Here is a 17,970-nt window from a genome sequence, read left to right as displayed (position 1 = left end):
GAAGCTTAGCGAACCCGTCTACCGAACGGTCGTCCGCAACACGCGTGCTTCCCAGGGTTGGAGGCGCAGCGCCTCCCGGGCCGGGTAGTTTCCCAGCACCCATTCGCCCTGGCCGAGCTCCGGTGGCAGCGTGAGCTCCTCCCCCGACACGTTGCCGAGCACTGTCAGCGTCTCGCCGTCGTGGGTGCGGGTGAAGGCGTACAGGGTGCGGTGGGATTCCTCGATCAGCGTGTTGGTTCCGAGCCGGACGACAGCGCTGTCGTGGCGCAGCCTGATGAGCTTTTGGTAGAACCGGTAAATGGACTGGTCGCCTGATCGATCGGAGTCGGCGTTGATGGTCGGGTAGTTCGGGTTGAGAGCCAGCCATGGTTCACCGGTGGTGAATCCCGCCTGCGGGCCGGCCGTCCACTGCATTGGGGTGCGGGCGTTGTCCCGACTCATGATGCGGATTTTTGCCAGCACCTCTTCAGGGTCACGTCCCAGCGCGGTGGTGGCTTCGTTGTAGTAGTTGATGGATTCGAGGTCCTGGAAGTCCTCGATCGAAGTGAACGGGACGTTGGTCATCCCCAGTTCCTCCCCCTGGTAGATGTAGGGGGTCCCCCGCTGGAGGTGGAGCAACGTAGCCCACAGGGTGGCCGATTCGTACCGGTAGCGGGAGTCGTCGCCGAACCGGGACACCAGCCGCGGCTGGTCATGGTTGTTCAGGTAGAGGCTGTTCCAGCCGGTGTCAGCCAAACCCTTCTGCCAGCGGTTCCAGGACGTTTTCAGGTCCCGGAGGTCCAGCCCGCGGTAATCCCATTTCCCGCCTGGCCCGTAGTCGAGTCCCACGTGCTCGAACTGGAAGATCATGTCCAGTTCCTTGCGGGCCGGATCGGTGAAGAGCCGCGCCTCGTCGAGGGTGGCACCGGGCATCTCGCCCACCGTGATCAGGTCGGCGGTCCTGCCGCTAAACACTTCGCGGTGCATCTCCTGGAGGTAGTCGTGGATCCGCGGCCCGGAGATGAAATGTGGACCTCCGTCGCCCCGGAGCCCACCGGCGGGCACCACGCCGTCGGGCAGGGAGGGGTCCTTGGAGATGTAGTTGATGACGTCCATCCGGAAACCGTCGACGCCCAGGTCAAGCCACCAGTTCATCATCTCGTACACGGCGGACCGGACGCCGGCGTTTTCCCAGTTGAGATCCGGCTGCTGGGGCGCGAACAGGTGCAGGTAGTACTGTCCGGAGGCCTGATCGAGCGTCCAGGCCGGTCCGCTGAAGGCCGACCCCCAGTTGGTCGGTTCGGCACCCGGCTCCCCCGCGGCAAAACCGTCCCGCGGATCGCGCCACCAGTACCAGTCCCGCTTGGGCGAGTCGACCGAGGAGGACGCCTCCCTGAACCACTCGTGTTCATGGGAGGTGTGGTTGACCACCAGATCCATCACCAGTTTCATGCCCCGCTGATGCGCCCCGTCCAGCAGCTCGCTGAACTGCTCGAGGGTGCCGAACGTGGGGTCGATGCTGCGGTAGTCGCTGATGTCGTAGCCGTTGTCGTGCTGGGGCGACTGGTAGATGGGAGACAGCCAGAGCACGTCCACCCCGAGTTCAGCCAGATAATCAAGCTTGCCGATGATCCCGCCCAGGTCGCCGACGCCGTCGTTGTTGGAATCAGCGAAGCTGCGTGGATACACCTGATAGACGACGGCGTGGGTCCACCAGGCGGGCTGGTCCTGTACTGGGTCGGTGTTCATGGGGTCGATCCTCTCACGGGACCTGCCGGACCTCGATCAGGACCGACTGTTCGGGAAACAGCACCGGTGCCTGGACCCCACTCGAACCCAGGAGCCTGCCCGAGAGGACCAGGGGTGTTCCGCCCAGCGCGGCCTCGACCCAGTCCAGGCGTGACTGGCCGGCGTCGGGATGCTCCAGTGCGCCCCCGGCCGGCGCCACCGTATACCTCGCGGTGGGGTCAAGGCCCGGGAACCGGATCCGTCCGGGTGGGTAGGAGGCACTGGATCCGGTGAGGGTGTAGGCAAACAATGCAGCGGTGCGGTCCTGGCCGACAATCCCGCGCAGGTCCATCGCCGGGTCCGGGAGGTCGGCGTGGACCACCTGACCGGTGTGGAGCAGTCCCCGCCACCGCTGGTGCAGGGCAATCCACGATGCCAGCTCGGCGGTGTCCTGTTCGTCCAGGTCGGCAATATCCCACTCCACGCCGTAGTGCCCGAATACCGCGGTGGCCGCCCTGAACGGCAGTGAGTGGGCCCGGTGGGTGGAGTGGGACACCGGACCACCGATGTGCATCCCCATGAGTTCCGGCGCGACCAGTAGCCCGGTGTATTTCTGGATCACCAACCGCTCCAGCGGGTCGATGCAGTCACTCGTCCAGATCCGGTCGGTGCGGGCGAGGATCCCGAGGTCCACCCGGCCGCCGCCCGAGGCGCAACTTTCGATCTCCAGCGCGGGGTGCCGCCGTTTAAGCTCGTCAAGCAACCGATACAGTGCCAGCACGTTGCGGTGGACTGCTGCACCACCCGATCCGGCGGTGGCCGCCTCCATCAGGTCCCGGTTGTGGTCCCACTTGATGTAGGCAATATCGTGGGCAGCCAGGATCGCGTCCATCCGCTCCAGGATGTAGTCCCAGGCCTCGGGAATGGCGAGGTTGAGCACCTGCTGTTGGCGGGCCGACGGCGGCAGCCGCCCCGCAGCCTGCAGAATCCAGTCCGGGTGCTCGCGGGCGAGGTCGGAGTCCGGGTTGATCATCTCGGGTTCGAACCACAGCCCAAACTCCATGCCGAGTGAGCGCACGTGGTCGATCAGCGGGTCGAGCCCGTCGGGCCAGACGCCGTCGTCGACAAACCAGTCCCCCAGGCCGGCCGTGTCATCGCGCCGCCCCCGGAACCAGCCGTCATCGAGCACAAACCGCTCGATACCCACCCTGGCAGCCTGGTCCGCAAGCCGGGTGAGCCGGGAGAGGTCGTGATCGAAATAGACGGCTTCCCAGGTGTTCAGCGTGACCGGCCGTGCACGGTGTGGGTGGGAGGGCCGGGTCCGCTGCTCCTGATGGAACCGCTGCGCCAGCTGGTTGAGTCCGTTCGCCCAGGAGGCGAGGGCGTCCGGAGCGGCATAGGTTTCGCCGGGTTCGAGCACTATCTCCCGTGGCAGGAGCAACTCTCCGGCGGCGATGAACGCGGCCCCCGTGGGAGTCTTTTCCACCAGCAGCTGATGGTTCCCGCTCCACGCGCAGTGCACGGCGTGCACCTGGCCGGATTCGAAGCCGAAGGCCGTCTCGCCCGCAGCCAGCAGGAGGGTCGCGTCGAGCCCGGGGCGGCCCCGGCGGCTCTCCCGCCGATAGGTGCCGGTGGTGAGGGTGTGCCGCTGGGGGCTGCGTTCGCGGAGGTGGCGGCCGGTGGTGTCGAGAATTTCCACTGCCGACGACGGCACCGGGAACACGGCCAGCAGCGATCCGATCTCGCAGGGGGTCGGGCCTTCGTTCGTCAGGTGGAGCCGCTGCCGGAGCAGCCCCGCCCCGGTGACACTGATGATGGCATTGAGGCGAAGTCCGGCGCCGGGATCCGCCGCGGTGAACCGCAGCTCGCTCCCCGTCGAGGACATGTCGGTAGTGGTGAGCCGGGGGAACAACGCCAGGCCTTCGCGGGTGCCGGTGAGGCCGGGGGTCCCCTGCCAGCCGAACGACTCCTGCGGCACGAGGGTGAGCTGGGCCGGGGTGTCGAGACCGCCCGAGACCCGCTGCGGCCGGGAGGCGGTGGCGAAGTCCTCAAGGCTCCCCTGCTCTCCTAAGTCCTCACCCCAGTACAGGATCGCGGGGAGACCGGCGGATGAGGCGTCAATGATGACACTGGTGCCACCGTTGGTGAGGTGGAAGACAGTCGAGGAATCCATTGGTTATTTTTATCGTAAAAGTAATTGGGGGGTCAAGGTAGATTAGTTCCCGAAGCCATCGAAAACCAGTGAGGTCGGGGGTACGGGCGTGAAGGAAGTGTTGCCGCTGCCTGCGGACAGCCCCGCCCGCATTGTCGCCCGCGAGGTGCTGGTCCGCGGACCGATCTCACGGTCGGAGCTGGCCCGCACCCTGGGCCTGTCCGCAGCGAGCCTGACCCGGTTGAGCAGGCCGCTGCTGGAAGCTGGCATCCTGCAGGAGGGCATCGATGTGCAGGCGGGGCAGGTGGGCCGCCCCACCCGGCCGCTTGACATCCGCCCGGAGGCCCACCGGTTTGTCGGGATCAAACTCACGGGTGATACCGCCAGCGGAGTCGCAACCGATCTGCGGTGCCGTCCCACCGCGTCCTCGGCACGCCCGCTGGGCAGCCACGCGGTGGACGACGTCGTCGACGTCATCTGCGCGTTGATCGGTGACCTGTCCGCTGGCGCGGGCTTCAGCGGCATCGGGATCAGCCTTGGGGGCAAGGTGGGATCCGGTGAAGCCTCCGGGGTGGTGCAGCGGGCCCCCTTCCTGGGCTGGCGGGAGGTGCCATTGGCCCGGTTGGTCCAGGAACGCCTCGGGATACCGGTGGTACTGGCGAACGACGTCGTCGCGCTCACCGTCGCCCAACAATGGTTTGGCGCGGGACGCGGGATTCCCAACTTCGCCGTCCTGACCATCGGTGCCGGGGTGGGCTATGGACTGGTGATCAACGACCGGGTTATTGCCCCACCGGATGCGGGACTGGGCCTCGTCGGCCACTACCCCCTGAGTTCCTCAGGCCCCCTGTGCTCAGTAGGCCACCGGGGGTGTTCAACGGCGATGCTCACCATGCCGGGCATCACGGAGCAGCTGGCACCGTCCCCGGGTATTGCCCCTTCATACGCCGAGGTGCTCCAGCAGGCCCGCGACAACCACCCGGAGGCGCTGTCGGTCATCACCAGCGCCGGAACGGCCCTCGGCACCCTCATCGCGGCGATCGCCAACCTCACCATGGTGCAGACAGTGATCCTCTCGGGGGAGGGAATGGATCTGGCCGCAGTGGCAGCCGAACCGATTGACGCCGCACTCAGTGCGTACCGCGACCCCGAGGCACACCCCATCCAGCTGGTCCGGGAACCGGCGGACTTCGGCCAGTGGGCGCGCGGAGCGGCCGCCGTCGTGATTCAGCAGTCGATCGTGGGAGCCCTCACCTGACGGTCAACGGCCTTCGTTGCGCCTGACCATCCCGATGATGAGGAAGGTCAGTCCGAGAGCCAGCGGGATCAGGGTGAACAGGGTATGGGTGCCACCGATGAAGCTCATGTAGAAAATGAAAATGAAGGTCCCGATCACCAGGATCAAGCCTGTGGTGACCAGTGCGCGGCCACGATTGGGCGGCGGCAGCGGAGGAAGCCACGGTGGCGGATCATCCGTCCAGTTCATACAGGTCAGTCTACGGCTGGCAGCCGGGTGTTGACGCCACAGACGCGTTGCCGCTGCGGGTCCTGCGTCTTAACGACAAAACGTCCCTCCCCCAAAGGGTAAGGACGTTTTGTCTGTAGCTCCAGACGGAGCCGGGGTGTGGAGATGGCGGGAATTGAACCCGCGTCCGATGCAGTGTAGTCAGGGCTTCTCCGGGCGCAGTTTGCGTCGGTTTTTCTCAGCTCCAGCAGTTCTGCAAACAGACTGCTGCCAAGCTCAGTTACATAAGTGTCCCCCTGAAACCTGTAACGAGTTTCAGGAGCAGTGGCCCTCTAAATGACGCCAGGATCCGGGACGAGAGCATTCCCGGGCTGACGGACTTGGTCTTACTGCTTAGGCAGCGAGAGCGAAGTCAGTGCGTTTTTGTTCGGCACTTATATTTTTACAAGGAGCGTTTACGAGATAACCTTGTAAATCCTCGGCCCGCTTCCCCTGTCGCGACTAACATCGTCGAAACCTGTCATCCCCGTGTGTAGTTATCAACTGTGGTGCAGTCCGGTTACCCCGGATATCCAAGTGTAACGCACCGTTACGGGGGATGTATTCCCGGCGGACGGCTAGAGGGTGATCCCGAAGATGACGATCGGGGACTGCCACAGTGACACCACCACGAAAGACACCACCACGAACGCGAGCCCGACGGCGGCCAGCGCGGTGGTCGCCGCCTGCTTGCGCTTGAAGCTCCACCAGAACACCACCACGTTCATCACGATGAGCAGCGGGGCGACCCAGATGATCAGCTGCGCCAGGTACAGGTAGATCAGGAAGAAGAAGGGGATCAGCGCAAAGATCCCTACCGGGACGATCGCGAGCAGGAGCAACAGGTCGATCAGGGCGACGACGGTGACCCACCAGGGTCTGCGGTACCGCAGCTCGGACTCGTCGGGATCCTCGACAGGTTCCTGGGCATCCCAGAAAACATCGCTCATCCCTCAGGTGCCCCGGTTTTTTTCACGCATATCCCGCAGTGCCTCGCGGTTGTCCTGCTTCTCCCGCAGGGTCTGTCGCTTGTCGTAGTCCCGCTTACCGCGGGCGACGGCGATTTCCACCTTCGCTCGGCCGTTCAGGAAGTACAGCTGCAGCGGCACCAGGGTGAACCCGCTCTCGCGGATCCGCTGTGAGATGCGGGTGAGCTCGTCACGGTGCAGCAGCAGCTTGCGACGACGTCGGGCGGCATGATTGGTCCAGCTGCCCTGCGTGTACTCGGGGATGTGGATGCCCTCGAGCCAGAGTTCATCGTTGTAGAAGATCGCGAACCCGTCCATCAGGGAGGCGCGTCCGGCGCGGAGGGACTTCACCTCGGTGCCCATCAGGGCAAGGCCAGCCTCATAGGTGTCCAGCACCTCATAGTCATGCCGGGCCTTCCGATTGGTGGCCACTACTTTTCGGCCACTTTCCTTGGGCACGGTACAACTCCTTTTGCAGGTGGGCGGCTCCACGGCATACCACCGGGGGCGACGAACAGTCCCTCCAGTCTAGTGTGTCGGTCCCTACAGCAGGCCCAGCGGGTCGACGAGGCTGCCGTTGAGCTGCGTTTCGAAGTGCAGGTGGCAGCCGTTGGAGTTACCGGTGGTACCGGTGCGGCCAATCAATTGGCCGGCACTGACCTTCTGCCCCACCGACACGTTGAAGCTGGACAGGTGGTAGTAGTTGGTCGCGAGGGCGTTCCCCTGCAGGACGCCATGGTTGATGACGATGCGGTTACCTGCCCCGGTGATTGCGTTGGAGTCGGCATACCAGATCTCGCCAGCCGCCGCAGCGTACAGCGGTGTGCCGCACCCCACGCCGTAGTCGATCCCGGTGTGGGTGTAACCGCCGGAGCCGTCGAAGTCGATCGTGCCTACCGGCGTCGCGCGCCAACCGAAGCCGGAAGAAATGGGACCGTTGACCGGTGCCCGCAGCCCGAAGGCCGAGGGATTACCGGACTGGACGGGACCGATCGGGCCGACCGTCGCGGGAACTACTGCGGCTGGCTCCACGGGTGCCGGTGCCGGCTGGCGTGCCGCGGCGGCGGCCGCGGCTGCTGCCGCGTTCTCTGCCGCGGCCTTGTCAGCCGCGGCCTGGGCACGGCGTTCGGTTTCGATCCGGGCCCGCTCCTCGGCCTCGGCACGGAGCCGGGCTTCCTCGCGCTTGCGTGCTTCCTCGATCAGCCGCGCCTGCCGCGCAGCGATGTCAGCGGTGACCTTCTGGTGGGCGGATTCCACCTCGGCCAGCTGCGCCTCGATCACCGGCTTCTGTTCTTGGAGTTCCTCGGACAGTTCAGAGGTGTCGGCCACCAGGGTGTCGACTTTACTTTTCTGCGTCGCTGCCTCGTCGCGGGCTACCTGTTCGGCGGCGAGTGCCTCCTCCGCCTGCGTCTTGAGGTCGAGGATCTCTGCCTCGATAGCGATCAGACGTGCCTCCGAATTGACGTTGGTCGCGTTCTGTTGGGAAAGCTGGTCCATGGCGGCGTTCTGGCTGCGCAGCGCCTGGTCGACCATGTCGATTGAGTCGGTGAGGCTCTCCGAACCTTCAGCACCAAACAACAGGGAGAGGTTCGAGGGCACTCCCCCGTTCTTGTAGGCCTGGGTGGCGATCTGCCCGATCATCTCCCGGGTTTCGCCCATCGCCTCACGATCGAGGTCGATCTGCTCGTTGATCTTGTTCTTTCGTTCCTGCGCAAGATCGACCCGCTGGGTCAGAGCGGCGACCTGGCCGGTGGCCGATTCGACGCGCCCCTGGGCATCCGCGAGAGCCTGCTGCGCGGCGGGTAACTGACCCTGGTACACCCGGAGCTGCGCAATGGTCTTCGTGATGTCGGCATCGAGGTACTCGATTGACTGCTGGACATCCTCGATTTCCTGCTCTAGTGCGCTCTGCCGGTTATCCAGTTCATCAGCGAAGACGGGTGCGCTGAAGCCCAGTGCCAACGCCACAATCACCGCGACGGAGGTACCGGCAGCGGCCTTGGTCGCGACTGATTGTTTGGCCGGTTTGAACGACCAGGATTTTAGGGCAGGCATAGGCTCTCTTTCTTTCCTGGACATCACTCTAAACCCTCAAATAGCGTCTGAGAGTAAGAAGTGATGACACTCCGGCAAGAACTCCACCCAACAAAATGAGAAGTGGGGCCAAGAGAAGCACCTCCGACGAGGAAATAAATGCGGTTTCCGGATACATTTCAGCGAGCACGCCATTGAGGGCGAAGTGGGCGACGGCCCACAGGGTAACAGTGGCCAACAGCCCACCAATCACCGCCGCAATCACCCCCTCCAGGACAAACGGAAGCTGGATGACTGCCTTGCTGGCACCCACCAGCCGCATGATTCCGGTCTCGCGGCGTCGGCTAAACGCCGAAAGCCGAATAGTAGTTGCCACCAGCAACACAGCACAGAGCAGCATTACGCCGGCTATGGTCAAGGCGATTGCCGACGCTACATTCATGTAGGTGAAAAGCCGTTCCAGCAATTCCCTTTGGTCGCTGACCACATCAACGCCGGGCGTCGAGGAAAAGGCTTCGTTGATGACCTCATACTTCTCGGGGTCCACCAGATTGACCCTGAAAGATTCGGGCAGCTGATCCGCGGTGACCGAATCCACGATCGGTGAATTGGCAAACTGATCCTGGAAATGGCCGAGGGCCTCTTGCTGCGATTCGTATTCGACTGTCGAGACGTACTCGCTAAAAGAGGCCGATTCGAGGGTCGCTTTGATGTCCTCACGCTGGTCATCGGTGACCGGGCCGGCGGCGCAGCTCGGAGAGGTGGAGTTATCCACGCAGAGGAACACGGCAACCTGAACGCGGTCGTACCAGTAGCCCTTCATCTGGTTGATCTGCAGTTGCAGGAGGCCTGCCGCTCCCACGAAGGTCAGGGAGATAAAGGTGACGAGGATTATCGACACGACCATGGCAAGGTTCCGGCGCAGTCCGGATCCCAGCTCGCCGAGGACGAAGGCGAACCTCATTGCGCTGACACCCCGGTCTCGCCGATATAGATGCCCTGGGCGTCGTCGCGCACTACCGACCCGTTGCGGAGCTCGACCACGCGCTTGCGCATCGTATTCACAATGTCGTCGTCGTGGGTGGCCATCACCACGGTGGTGCCGTTGGAGTTGATCTTGCCCAACACCTTCATAATGCCCATGGATGTCGTGGGGTCGAGGTTACCCGTGGGCTCATCGGCCAGGAGGATGCCCGGCCGGTTCACGATGGCCCGGGCAATCGCGACGCGTTGCTGTTCGCCACCGGAGAGCTCGTGGGGCATCCTGTTGTTCTTGCCTTCCAGTCCCACGGTCTGCAAAACGTCAGGCACTGTCTCTCGGATGACGGCACGGCTCTTTCCGATCACCTGCATGGCGAACGCGACATTGGCGAAAACTGTCTTGTTGGGCAGCAGCCGGAAGTCCTGGAACACGACCCCGATCCCGCGGCGCAGCTTGGGGACGCGCCAGCTGGGAATGTTGGCGACGTTCTGACCGGCGACGTATACGGCACCCCGCGATACCCGGTCCTCCTTGAGCACCAGGCGGATGAACGTGGACTTGCCGGAGCCCGAGGCGCCGACCAGAAAAACGAACTCCCCACGGTCCACTTCGAGGCTGACAGCGTCGAGAGCTGGCCGTGAATTGTTGTCGTAGACCTTGGTGACAGTGTCAAATCTAATCATGACTACTTTGCGCCCATAGGAAGCTGCCAGTGCACGGGCATTTGCTGGGGGGAAGAAGTACCGGCTTCTAGACTATAGCGACGCCGGTGTGCGTTGACTGCTCAACCACACGGTGTGTCGCTTGGTATCGGTCTACTCCGCTGGAGCGCTGCGGTTGTTCGCCCGCCACCGGATTCCGGCGTCGATGAAGTCGTCGATCTCGCCGTCGAACACCGCCGAGGTGTTGCCCACCTCGTGCTCGGTCCGCAGGTCCTTGACCATCTGGTAGGGGTTGAGCACGTAGGAGCGCATCTGGTCTCCCCACGACGCCTTCACATCACCGGCCATCGCCTTCTTCTCAGCGTTTTCCGCCTCCTGCATCTGCAACAGCAGTCGGGATTGGAGCACCCGCAGTGCCGCGGCACGGTTCTGCAGCTGGGATTTCTCGTTCTGCATCGACACCACAATGCCCGTGGGGATGTGGGTCAGGCGGACCGCCGAGTCGGTGGTGTTCACTGACTGGCCGCCGGGTCCGGAGGACCTGAAGACGTCCACCTTGATCTCGTTGTCGGGGATTTCCACCGAGTCGGTCTGTTCGATGAGCGGGATGACCTCGACGGCAGCGAAGGAGGTCTGCCGGCGTCCCTGGTTGTCGAAGGGGCTGATCCTGACGAGGCGGTGCGTTCCGGCTTCCACGGAAAGGGTGCCGAAGGCGTAGGGCGCCTTCACCTCGAAGGTGGCGGACTTCAGCCCGGCCTCCTCGGCGTAGGAGGTGTCCAGCACCTGGGTGGGGTACCCGTGGCGTTCGGCCCAGCGCAGGTACATGCGGAGCAGCATTTCGGCGAAGTCGGCGGCGTCCACCCCGCCGGCGCCGGAGCGGATGCTGACCACCGCTTCCCGCTCGTCGTACTCCCCGGCCAGCAGGGTGACCACCTCAAGCCGATCCAGGGAGGCGCTCAACGAGGTGAGTTCCCTGACGGATTCCTCGCGGGAGGCCTCGTCGTCCTCGTCCTGGGCGAGTTCCACCAGGACCTCGAGGTCTTCGATGCGGGAGTGGAGGGTTTCCAGCCGCTCCAGCGCCGACTGGCGGTGGGACAGCCGGGAGGTGATTTTCTGGGCGGCAGCAGGATCGTCCCACAGGTTGGGCTCCCCCGCCTGTTCGCTGAGCTCAGCAATGTCGGTACGGATCGCCTCAACATCGGCGACCTGTTCAATGTTGGCGTACTTGGTGCGGAGCGCGCGGATTTCTGCGGGAAAATCGATGTTTGCCATGATTGATCCAGCCTACGTCATGGCGCCGGACGACTACACAGCTGGGCCAGGTCACCCTTCACAGGGACGGACCGCTGGCAGCTGGGCAACAACGCTTCCCCGTTGGCACAACATCTGTCGAGCCTCGTCCCCACACAGCGGGTCTTCGGGTGTATCTGTTGGCCAACAGGTTCCGTCGCTACCTTCGGGTGGGGGCAAAAAGGCAGGGTTGCTGCCACACGTTTCACCCTGCGGCGTCGGCGTCTCGTTTACAGCGGCCTCACGCAGGTCCGCATACCGCAAATCTGCTTCGCGCAGATCTACTCCACAGAGGATTGCTCGCCTCAGGTCGACACCGAAGAAGCTCGCGCGGCCCGCTACGACGTCAGTGAGGTCCGCCCAATACAGGGAAGCTGACCTCAAATCGGTCCGCGTGCCGTTCTCCCCTTCGGACAGATCCGCACCTCGTAGGAAAGCACCGCTGAGATCGGTGAATACCAGATTGCTTCCCCTGAGGCTGACCTCCTGCATGGAAGCCATTGGCATCTTCTTACCTCTTAGCCAGTATCCGTCCATGTTTAGTGGCTCGGTCTGCAGCTCGGGATCTCGTGGAGCGCTAAAACCGGAGAGGTCTGGCTCGACGGCGACTGCCACCTTAACGGCTTCGCGCGCGGCTTGATATCCTTGACGCTCAGCGATTCCCTGCACAGCAAACTGTAAGACAACAACACTCACTGTGACAGCCGCCCCCATACCCAGAGAAATGGCTAGATTCGCCTTTATTTCATTCGCTGGGACCGTCCCGTGAGCGCTGCGCCAATAAATGAGTGCCAGGGTTGCAAAGATTAGTACGACCAGTGAACCTATTGCGGCAATGATCATCGGGATACCCAGCCCTGACGGCCCGGGAGTCGGCACGACCGCGAGGGCAACCCCGAGCAATATTGCCGCCGCACCCAACACCGCTGTCACGGTGAGGATGACCCGACCTGAACGCATCATTGCAAAGACGACTGAGATTACACCAACGACAATTAGAAGCGCCGAAATGATCCACATTCTTCCTCCTGGGTTAGGTGAGGGGACTCAGATGGGTGCGTTCCATGGCATCGGCGACGACGACGGCTGGGCCTTCACGCATCAGGTACCGCTGATGGTCGGCCCCCGTCCCACGTTGCTCGATCTGGCGCAGCAATCCGTTTACCATGACCTCGTCGTCGTACTCACGCAGGATCGGTTGTACCCGGGCGATCAGCAGGTTGATTGCGTCGGCTGCGTCGCAGAGCCCGCCCGCCACCGGGTTGACGAGCGGGCCTCCGAGCCCGTATCTGCTGGCCGTCCAGCTGGCGGCCCGCAGGTCCGCTGCGGTGGCGACCGGGGCAGGCTCCCCTGCCCGCCACGCCCGCGCCGCATCTTCGACCAGCGCGCGGGTCAGCGCCGCGATCAGGACGGCGTCGCCCGCGTAAAGGCAGACGTCGCAGACCCTCACCTCCACCGTCGGGTGTTTGCGGGCCAACCGCGCGTCGGTGTACACCATTCCTTCATCCAGGATCACACCGTCGTTGAGACGTGCCTGAATCATTTTCTGGTACGCCCACACCGAGCCGAACGGCTCGTAGGTACCGGAGGTGGGCCAGCGCAGGTTTAAGGGGTACCGGTAACTGGCATACCCGCTGTCCACGCCGTTCCAGTAGGGCGAGTTGGCACTGAGCGCCAGCAACACCGGCAGCCAGACCCGGATCCGGTCCAGGACGGCGACCCCCTCCTCGGGGGAGCCGATCGACACGTGCACATGGAACCCGCAGGTGAGGTGCTCGGCGAGCGCCAGTCCGTAGAGGTCGCGCATCCGTTCGTACCGCCCATCAGGGGCCAGCCTGAGCGCCGTCGGATGAACGCTGGTGGCAAGCGCTGCCACCCTGGCCCCAAACTGGCGGGCGGCACGGTCCGCCTGGCGGCGTCCGCCGTGGATTGCCGCGGCCAGATCTTTCAGTTCGGCGTAGGGCTGGCTGATCACCTCAAGCTGTTGCTGCTGCAGTTCCAGGGACAACTCGCTGGTGTCGTCGTCGTCGGACGCCACCTCGGAAAGAACCAGGGGTGAGAGAGGCGTGGGGCGCCCGGTGTGCTCGTCGAGGAGGAGGAGTTCCTCCTCCACGCCGAAAGTCCTTGCCGGCCGCATGCCGGTGGGGATGACATTTGCTGTGGGCACTGCCTCCCCTCCTCTTCTTCGTGCCGGGGGTGCTGGGTGCTGGTAAATCGAGAGCTTAGGAAGAAGCGTCCTCAGAACTGGAAAGGGTGTCAAGGGTCGCCGGAATAAGCACCCCGGCCCACCCGTTTCACGGGTATCGATGATCGGGGCGAGAGGGGCAGCATGCTGAAGACTGTGGTGATTGGCGCCGGCCAGGCCGGCCTCTCGGCCGCCTACCATCTGCGACGGCAGGGACTCGAACCCGAAAGGGACTTTGTGGTGCTGGATGCCAATTCCGGGCCCGGCGGTGCGTGGCGGCACCGTTGGCCGTCGCTCACCTTCGGAACTGCCCACAACATTCATGACCTGCCGGGTCTCGCCCTCGGCGTACCCGACCCGACCGAACCGGCGTCGGAGGTGGTCAGCCGCTACTACGGCGACTATGAGCGGCAGTTTGAGCTGCCGGTGCACCGCCCGGAGGCGGTCCGGGAAGTCGTGTCCGACTCCCCCGATGGTCCGTTGCGGGTCGTCACCGGATCAGCGATCTGGGACACCGTACTGATCATCAACGGCACCGGCACCTGGGACCGCCCCTACTGGCCGTACTATCCGGGCCGCGAACTTTTCCTCGGCACCCAGCTCCACACCCACGACTTCCGGTCGGCGGAGGAGTTCACTGGGCTCCACGTGGTGGTAGTGGGCGCCGGGACCTCGGCCGCACAGTTTCTCCTCCAGCTCACCGCAGCGGGCGCCACCACCACCTGGGTCACCCGCCGGCCGCCACTCTTTACCGGACGCGAGTTCGACGCCGAGTGGGGCAGGGAGGTGGAGGCGACCGTCAACGAACGGACGGCGGCTGGCCTTCCCCCGGCCAGCGTGGTCTCGACCACCGGGCTACCGCTGACCCGCCAGTACCAGGACGGGATCGACGCCGGGATCCTGGTCTCGGCCGGTGGGATGCGTTCGGTCACGCCCGAGGGTGTCCTCCTCGACAGCGGGGACGAAGTCCGGGCCGACGTCATCCTGTGGGCCACCGGGTTCAGGGCGGCCCTTGACCATCTGGCCCCGTTGAAACTGCGGGAGCCCGGCGGCGGGATCCGGATGGATGGGGTCCATGTGCTCAAGGACCACCGGGTGCTGTTGGTGGGCTACGGCGCCTCCGCCTCCACCCTGGGAGCCACCCGTGCCGGCAGGGCCGCCGCTATTGCGGCCGTGAAACGGCTCGATGCGGTCAACGCTGGTACCTAACGGGTAGCCCTCCGGTTAGAAGATGGCGTTCAGCCCGTTCCAGCCGGTGCCCACCTGCACCCGTGGGAGCCAGGCGCCGGAGCCGTTGCCCGGGTAGAGCCACAGGATGCCCCGTGAATCCCTTGCCAGGAGGTCAGTGGTGCGGTCACCGTTGAAGTCGCCCGGACTCATCAGGGCGGTCATCGAGTTCCAGCTGGTCCCCACCCGGACTCTCGGAAGCCACCGGCCGGCGCCGTTGCCGGGATACAGCCACAGATAGCCGGTCGCTGATTCCCGGGCCAGAATGTCGGAGCGGCCATCACCGTTGAAGTCTCCCGGGGCGACAATCGCGCTGAACGCGTTCCAGTCACTGCCGACCCGCTGCCGAGGCAACCACCCACCGGCACCGTTCCCCGGGTAGAGCCAGAGGTCGCCGGTAGTCCTCTCGCGGGCGAGGACGTCGACGAACTGGTCGCCAGTGAAGTCGCCCGGCCCGACGATGGAGTTGAACGAGTTCCAGCCATGGCCGACTCGCACGCGAGGCAGCCATCCCCCAGTGCCGTTCCCCCGGTACAACCAGAGGTATCCGGTGGCTGCTTCACGTGCGAGTACATCGGAGGGACCGTCACCGTTGAAATCGCCTGGAGTTTCGAGTGCGTTCATCGGTCCCCAATCCACGCCGATGCGGACTCCTCCCCAGGCGGTGCCGTTCCCCTTCCCCCGGTACAGTCGCAGGTCGCCCGTTGAGGTGACGCGGGCCAGAATGTCGTTGTTCCAGTCGCCGTTGAACTCTGCAGTGGATCGCGACAGCGTCGATGCAGGGATGGCCAGCGGTGTAAAGGCGTATGGCTCGCACGTGAGGTCGTAGTCCCGGGTGTCGTCGTACCACTGGGAAATATAGACGCGCCCGCCGGAGAAGCTCGGTTGCCGGCAGCGATCAAGTGCTTCGTTGGGGTAGTCCAGCCGGCCGGCGGTCGCCCAGACGGGTACACCCGGCAATCGCCAGGAGCCGGTGATTTCGGCCCATCCTGCCGCGTAGGAGTAGAGACCGTAGGAGAAGCCGGCGTCGCGCAGACCCCTCATCAGCCCCTCGATGACGAGCCGGTTATCCCGCTGCTGGGCTGCCGTGCTGCTGGGCCAGGGCTGGGCGGGCCGGGGTTCGACGTCGATCCAGACGACCGGGGGCCGGAACCCGATCCTGGTCATGCTTGCGACGGCGTATTGCGCTTCGGAGTAGCCCACATTGGAGAGTCGCCCGGCGCGGGTATTGCTGGTCCACGGACCCCGTGAGCCATAGGTGCTCAGCTGACCGGCGGTGGGGTAGCCCGCCATCGCGTAGCCATGGGCTTTTTTGTTGTTGGTTCTGGTCCAGTTGACCTGGCTTGCCAGACAGGGGTTCTCGGTGAACGGCAGCCCCCTGGTCAGCCCCACAATCACGAACTGGGTCGAGGTGGGCGGCAGGGGCAAACCGAACCCGCCCTGCGCCGTCGAACACTGGGGCCACGAAATGTCGTGGCCATACAGCGGTGCGGCCTGGGCAGGCGGTGCGACAGTCAGGAAACCGAGCAGGAGCGCGAGTGAGGTCAGCAGGGCAATTGCCATCCGCCGGAGCGAGCGAATCATCACGCAGACCACCTCATCCAACCGGCACCATTTTACCGCCGCTGAAGAAATAAAGAGCCTGCTCAAAGGCACCAATCTCAGTCAGGTCTAACGGGTCAGCTCGGACCTGGCATCAGCTGTCACGACGATCGGAATACCCTCCGGAACAAGGAAATTCACCACCGGAGGGTGTACGACGGCGGTGAGCACCACCCTTGCCGTGCGGTTATCCGGGGCTCCTGTCGCCGGGTCGACCGACAACCCGTTGAAGCGTGCTCCAGCACCGGTCAGTTCCAGGTAATTCTGCACCGAGGTACGCACCGTACCCGAGTCAAGTTCCGGCAGCGGAGCCGTGGCATCCGGTGCCGGCTCAGCCAGCCCGAACGTATCCGCGGCGCTCAAAGCCGCCCCATCAGCAACCGATAAAAGCTTCTGCCGATCAAGGTAGACCGCCGACGCTGCCAACACCACCGTGAGCGTCAGTAGGGACAGCAGAACGTAGCCGATCACCATCACCATAATCTGCCCTTCCTCACCAGCCGGTGATGCGCGGCGATATCTGGGATGAGGAGGAAATCCGCTCACCGGTAACGCTCCACGAGCTGGGTTGCTGACGCGTCGACAACGATCGCCGAACCGTTCGCACCGCTTCCCGAAGGCATCAGGGGCAGCCCTACGTCAAGCCGAACCTCGACGGTCACACCCGACCCGGGTGCCAGACACTCACTCAAACACCGGATCTGAACCTCCGCTGCAGCTGCATCGAACCCGAAATCATCCAGCACCAACAGCGCCGCCTGCTGTGCACCCGCAGCTGCATCCGGCACTGATTCCTCGCTCACATAAACCTTTGCAGCCTGATCCGCCGCACCAACGGCGGCGAAGGACCCGGCCTGGAGCTGGGAGAGCGCCAGGACGAAATAGACAACTGGCACCAGGAGCAGCAGCCCGAGGAAGACGAACTCCACCACCGCACTTCCGGATTCCCGACTATTGGTCCGCTGGAGCGTTCGAAAGCGCAGCATGTCCTGTCACCTCCAACACCCCGGCAGGACCGATGAGCCCGATCACCGGTAATGGTGCACGCACCGTCACGGCCAACATCGACACACCGTCCCGATCGATCTCCTCCACCGAGATGTTCTCCGCATAGGCCCCATTCAGGGCGCTGGAAAGAATGATCCCCGTACGTGCGGCCGCGTCATCGGCGGAGCGGTCGGCGAGTGCGCCGTAGCGTGCCCCAGCGGACGCGGCGTCGATGAGAGTGTTGCGGACATGAAGGACCAAAGTCAGCTGCAGGACCGCGATGAAGATGACCGTGAGGAGGCCCCCCACGAAGGCGAAATCCACCACCGCGGCCCCACGCTCGGGTCCCTCAGCCGCCCCAGTGCGATTGGCGTGCCGCCACCCCGGCCCGGAGTCCATCCGGCGGATCTCCGCGATGCCCGATACTTCAGGGACTGACGCGACTGATCGCGTCATTGAACAGGTTCTCCAGGGCCGGGCCAGCAAGGGCAAGCAACGCTGCCACCAGCACTGCTGACATCAGCGTGATCATGACCCAACCGGGTACGTCACCGCGCTCGGGCGGATCGTCAGCGGTGCCACGCACTCCGTGAACCAAACGGGTCAGGGTGAGAGCAACGATGAGGTGAAGGGCTGGAAGGATCCGATGGATGGGCGGGTGCGGTTTCAT

General features: G+C 64.3%; 18 protein-coding genes and 1 other RNA gene. 2 read left to right on the top strand and 17 right to left on the bottom strand.

Going from position 1 to position 17,970, the window contains the following annotated elements; genetic code table 11:
• Nucleotides 1-18 precede the first annotated feature (18 nt).
• Both HMI57_RS01690 and HMI57_RS01685 read right to left on the bottom strand, forming a co-directional pair.
• Nucleotides 19-1,728, bottom strand: a complete 1,710-nt coding sequence (locus HMI57_RS01690; protein WP_171584155.1) for an alpha-glucosidase — start codon at nt 1,726-1,728, stop codon at nt 19-21.
• A 13-nt stretch (nt 1,729-1,741) separates the two neighbouring features.
• Complete coding sequence (locus HMI57_RS01685) at nt 1,742-3,880, bottom strand: alpha-galactosidase (protein ID WP_171584154.1); 2,139 nt, start codon at nt 3,878-3,880, stop codon at nt 1,742-1,744.
• An 88-nt stretch (nt 3,881-3,968) separates the two neighbouring features.
• On the opposite strand from HMI57_RS01685, the gene HMI57_RS01680 reads away from it, so the two are divergent.
• Nucleotides 3,969-5,117, top strand: coding sequence for an ROK family protein (locus HMI57_RS01680; protein WP_171584153.1), 1,149 nt, complete (start codon nt 3,969-3,971; stop codon nt 5,115-5,117).
• 3 nt (nt 5,118-5,120) lie between these two features.
• Here HMI57_RS01680 and HMI57_RS01675 read toward each other — a convergent pair whose 3' ends face one another.
• From HMI57_RS01675 to HMI57_RS01630, 10 genes are all read right to left on the bottom strand, one after another.
• A complete protein-coding gene (locus tag HMI57_RS01675; RefSeq protein ID WP_171584152.1) occupies nt 5,121-5,345 on the bottom strand; it encodes a hypothetical protein in 225 nt (74 codons plus the stop codon).
• Between the two features lie 136 nt (nt 5,346-5,481).
• Nucleotides 5,482-5,852: a transfer-messenger RNA gene (ssrA, locus tag HMI57_RS01670) on the bottom strand.
• An 89-nt stretch (nt 5,853-5,941) separates the two neighbouring features.
• Nucleotides 5,942-6,313, bottom strand: coding sequence for a hypothetical protein (locus tag HMI57_RS01665; protein ID WP_171584151.1), 372 nt, complete (start codon nt 6,311-6,313; stop codon nt 5,942-5,944).
• 3 nt (nt 6,314-6,316) lie between these two features.
• Nucleotides 6,317-6,790: an SsrA-binding protein SmpB gene (smpB, locus tag HMI57_RS01660; protein WP_171584150.1), complete on the bottom strand. Its 474-nt coding sequence runs from the start codon at nt 6,788-6,790 to the stop codon at nt 6,317-6,319.
• A gap of 84 nt (nt 6,791-6,874) precedes the next feature.
• Nucleotides 6,875-8,386 carry a M23 family metallopeptidase gene (locus HMI57_RS01655; RefSeq protein WP_171584149.1) on the bottom strand — a complete coding sequence of 504 codons (1,512 nt, stop codon included), beginning with the start codon at nt 8,384-8,386 and terminating at the stop codon, nt 6,875-6,877.
• Nucleotides 8,387-8,414: 28 nt separating this feature from the next.
• Nucleotides 8,415-9,329, bottom strand: coding sequence for a permease-like cell division protein FtsX (gene ftsX / locus HMI57_RS01650; RefSeq protein WP_171584148.1), 915 nt, complete (start codon nt 9,327-9,329; stop codon nt 8,415-8,417).
• Complete coding sequence (ftsE, locus tag HMI57_RS01645; RefSeq protein WP_171584147.1) at nt 9,326-10,030, bottom strand: cell division ATP-binding protein FtsE; 705 nt, start codon at nt 10,028-10,030, stop codon at nt 9,326-9,328. The genes ftsX and ftsE overlap by 4 nt, the downstream gene beginning before the upstream one ends.
• Nucleotides 10,031-10,162: 132 nt before the next feature.
• The gene (gene prfB / locus HMI57_RS01640; protein ID WP_171584146.1) at nt 10,163-11,281 is read right to left on the bottom strand and encodes a peptide chain release factor 2; all 1,119 of its coding nucleotides are present in this window, start codon (nt 11,279-11,281) and stop codon (nt 10,163-10,165) included.
• A gap of 51 nt (nt 11,282-11,332) precedes the next feature.
• A complete protein-coding gene (locus tag HMI57_RS18810) occupies nt 11,333-12,319 on the bottom strand; it encodes a pentapeptide repeat-containing protein (protein WP_216607037.1) in 987 nt (328 codons plus the stop codon).
• A gap of 13 nt (nt 12,320-12,332) precedes the next feature.
• Nucleotides 12,333-13,466 carry a glutamate--cysteine ligase gene (locus HMI57_RS01630; RefSeq protein WP_346655110.1) on the bottom strand — a complete coding sequence of 378 codons (1,134 nt, stop codon included), beginning with the start codon at nt 13,464-13,466 and terminating at the stop codon, nt 12,333-12,335.
• A gap of 162 nt (nt 13,467-13,628) precedes the next feature.
• On the opposite strand from HMI57_RS01630, the gene HMI57_RS01625 reads away from it, so the two are divergent.
• Nucleotides 13,629-14,693, top strand: a complete 1,065-nt coding sequence (locus HMI57_RS01625; RefSeq protein ID WP_171584145.1) for an NAD(P)-binding domain-containing protein — start codon at nt 13,629-13,631, stop codon at nt 14,691-14,693.
• Between the two features lie 15 nt (nt 14,694-14,708).
• Here HMI57_RS01625 and HMI57_RS01620 read toward each other — a convergent pair whose 3' ends face one another.
• The 5 genes from HMI57_RS01620 to HMI57_RS01600 form a co-directional block, all read right to left on the bottom strand.
• Nucleotides 14,709-16,295: an FG-GAP-like repeat-containing protein gene (locus HMI57_RS01620; RefSeq protein WP_171584144.1), complete on the bottom strand. Its 1,587-nt coding sequence runs from the start codon at nt 16,293-16,295 to the stop codon at nt 14,709-14,711.
• 87 nt (nt 16,296-16,382) lie between these two features.
• Complete coding sequence (locus HMI57_RS01615; RefSeq protein WP_171584143.1) at nt 16,383-16,793, bottom strand: pilus assembly protein TadG-related protein; 411 nt, start codon at nt 16,791-16,793, stop codon at nt 16,383-16,385.
• Nucleotides 16,794-16,855: 62 nt separating this feature from the next.
• A complete protein-coding gene (locus HMI57_RS01610) occupies nt 16,856-17,299 on the bottom strand; it encodes a hypothetical protein (protein ID WP_171584142.1) in 444 nt (147 codons plus the stop codon).
• A complete protein-coding gene (locus HMI57_RS01605) occupies nt 17,265-17,699 on the bottom strand; it encodes a TadE family protein (RefSeq protein ID WP_171584323.1) in 435 nt (144 codons plus the stop codon). Before HMI57_RS01605 ends, HMI57_RS01610 begins: the two co-directional genes overlap by 35 nt.
• 28 nt (nt 17,700-17,727) lie before the next feature.
• The gene (locus tag HMI57_RS01600; protein ID WP_171584141.1) at nt 17,728-17,970 is read right to left on the bottom strand and encodes a hypothetical protein; all 243 of its coding nucleotides are present in this window, start codon (nt 17,968-17,970) and stop codon (nt 17,728-17,730) included.

Origin of the sequence: Arthrobacter sp. 260, assembly GCF_013116745.1 — a bacterium.
Taxonomy (GTDB): domain Bacteria; phylum Actinomycetota; class Actinomycetes; order Actinomycetales; family Micrococcaceae; genus Arthrobacter_D.
Note: the sequence above shows the minus strand (reverse complement) of the source record. Positions and strands in the feature narration are given on the sequence as shown.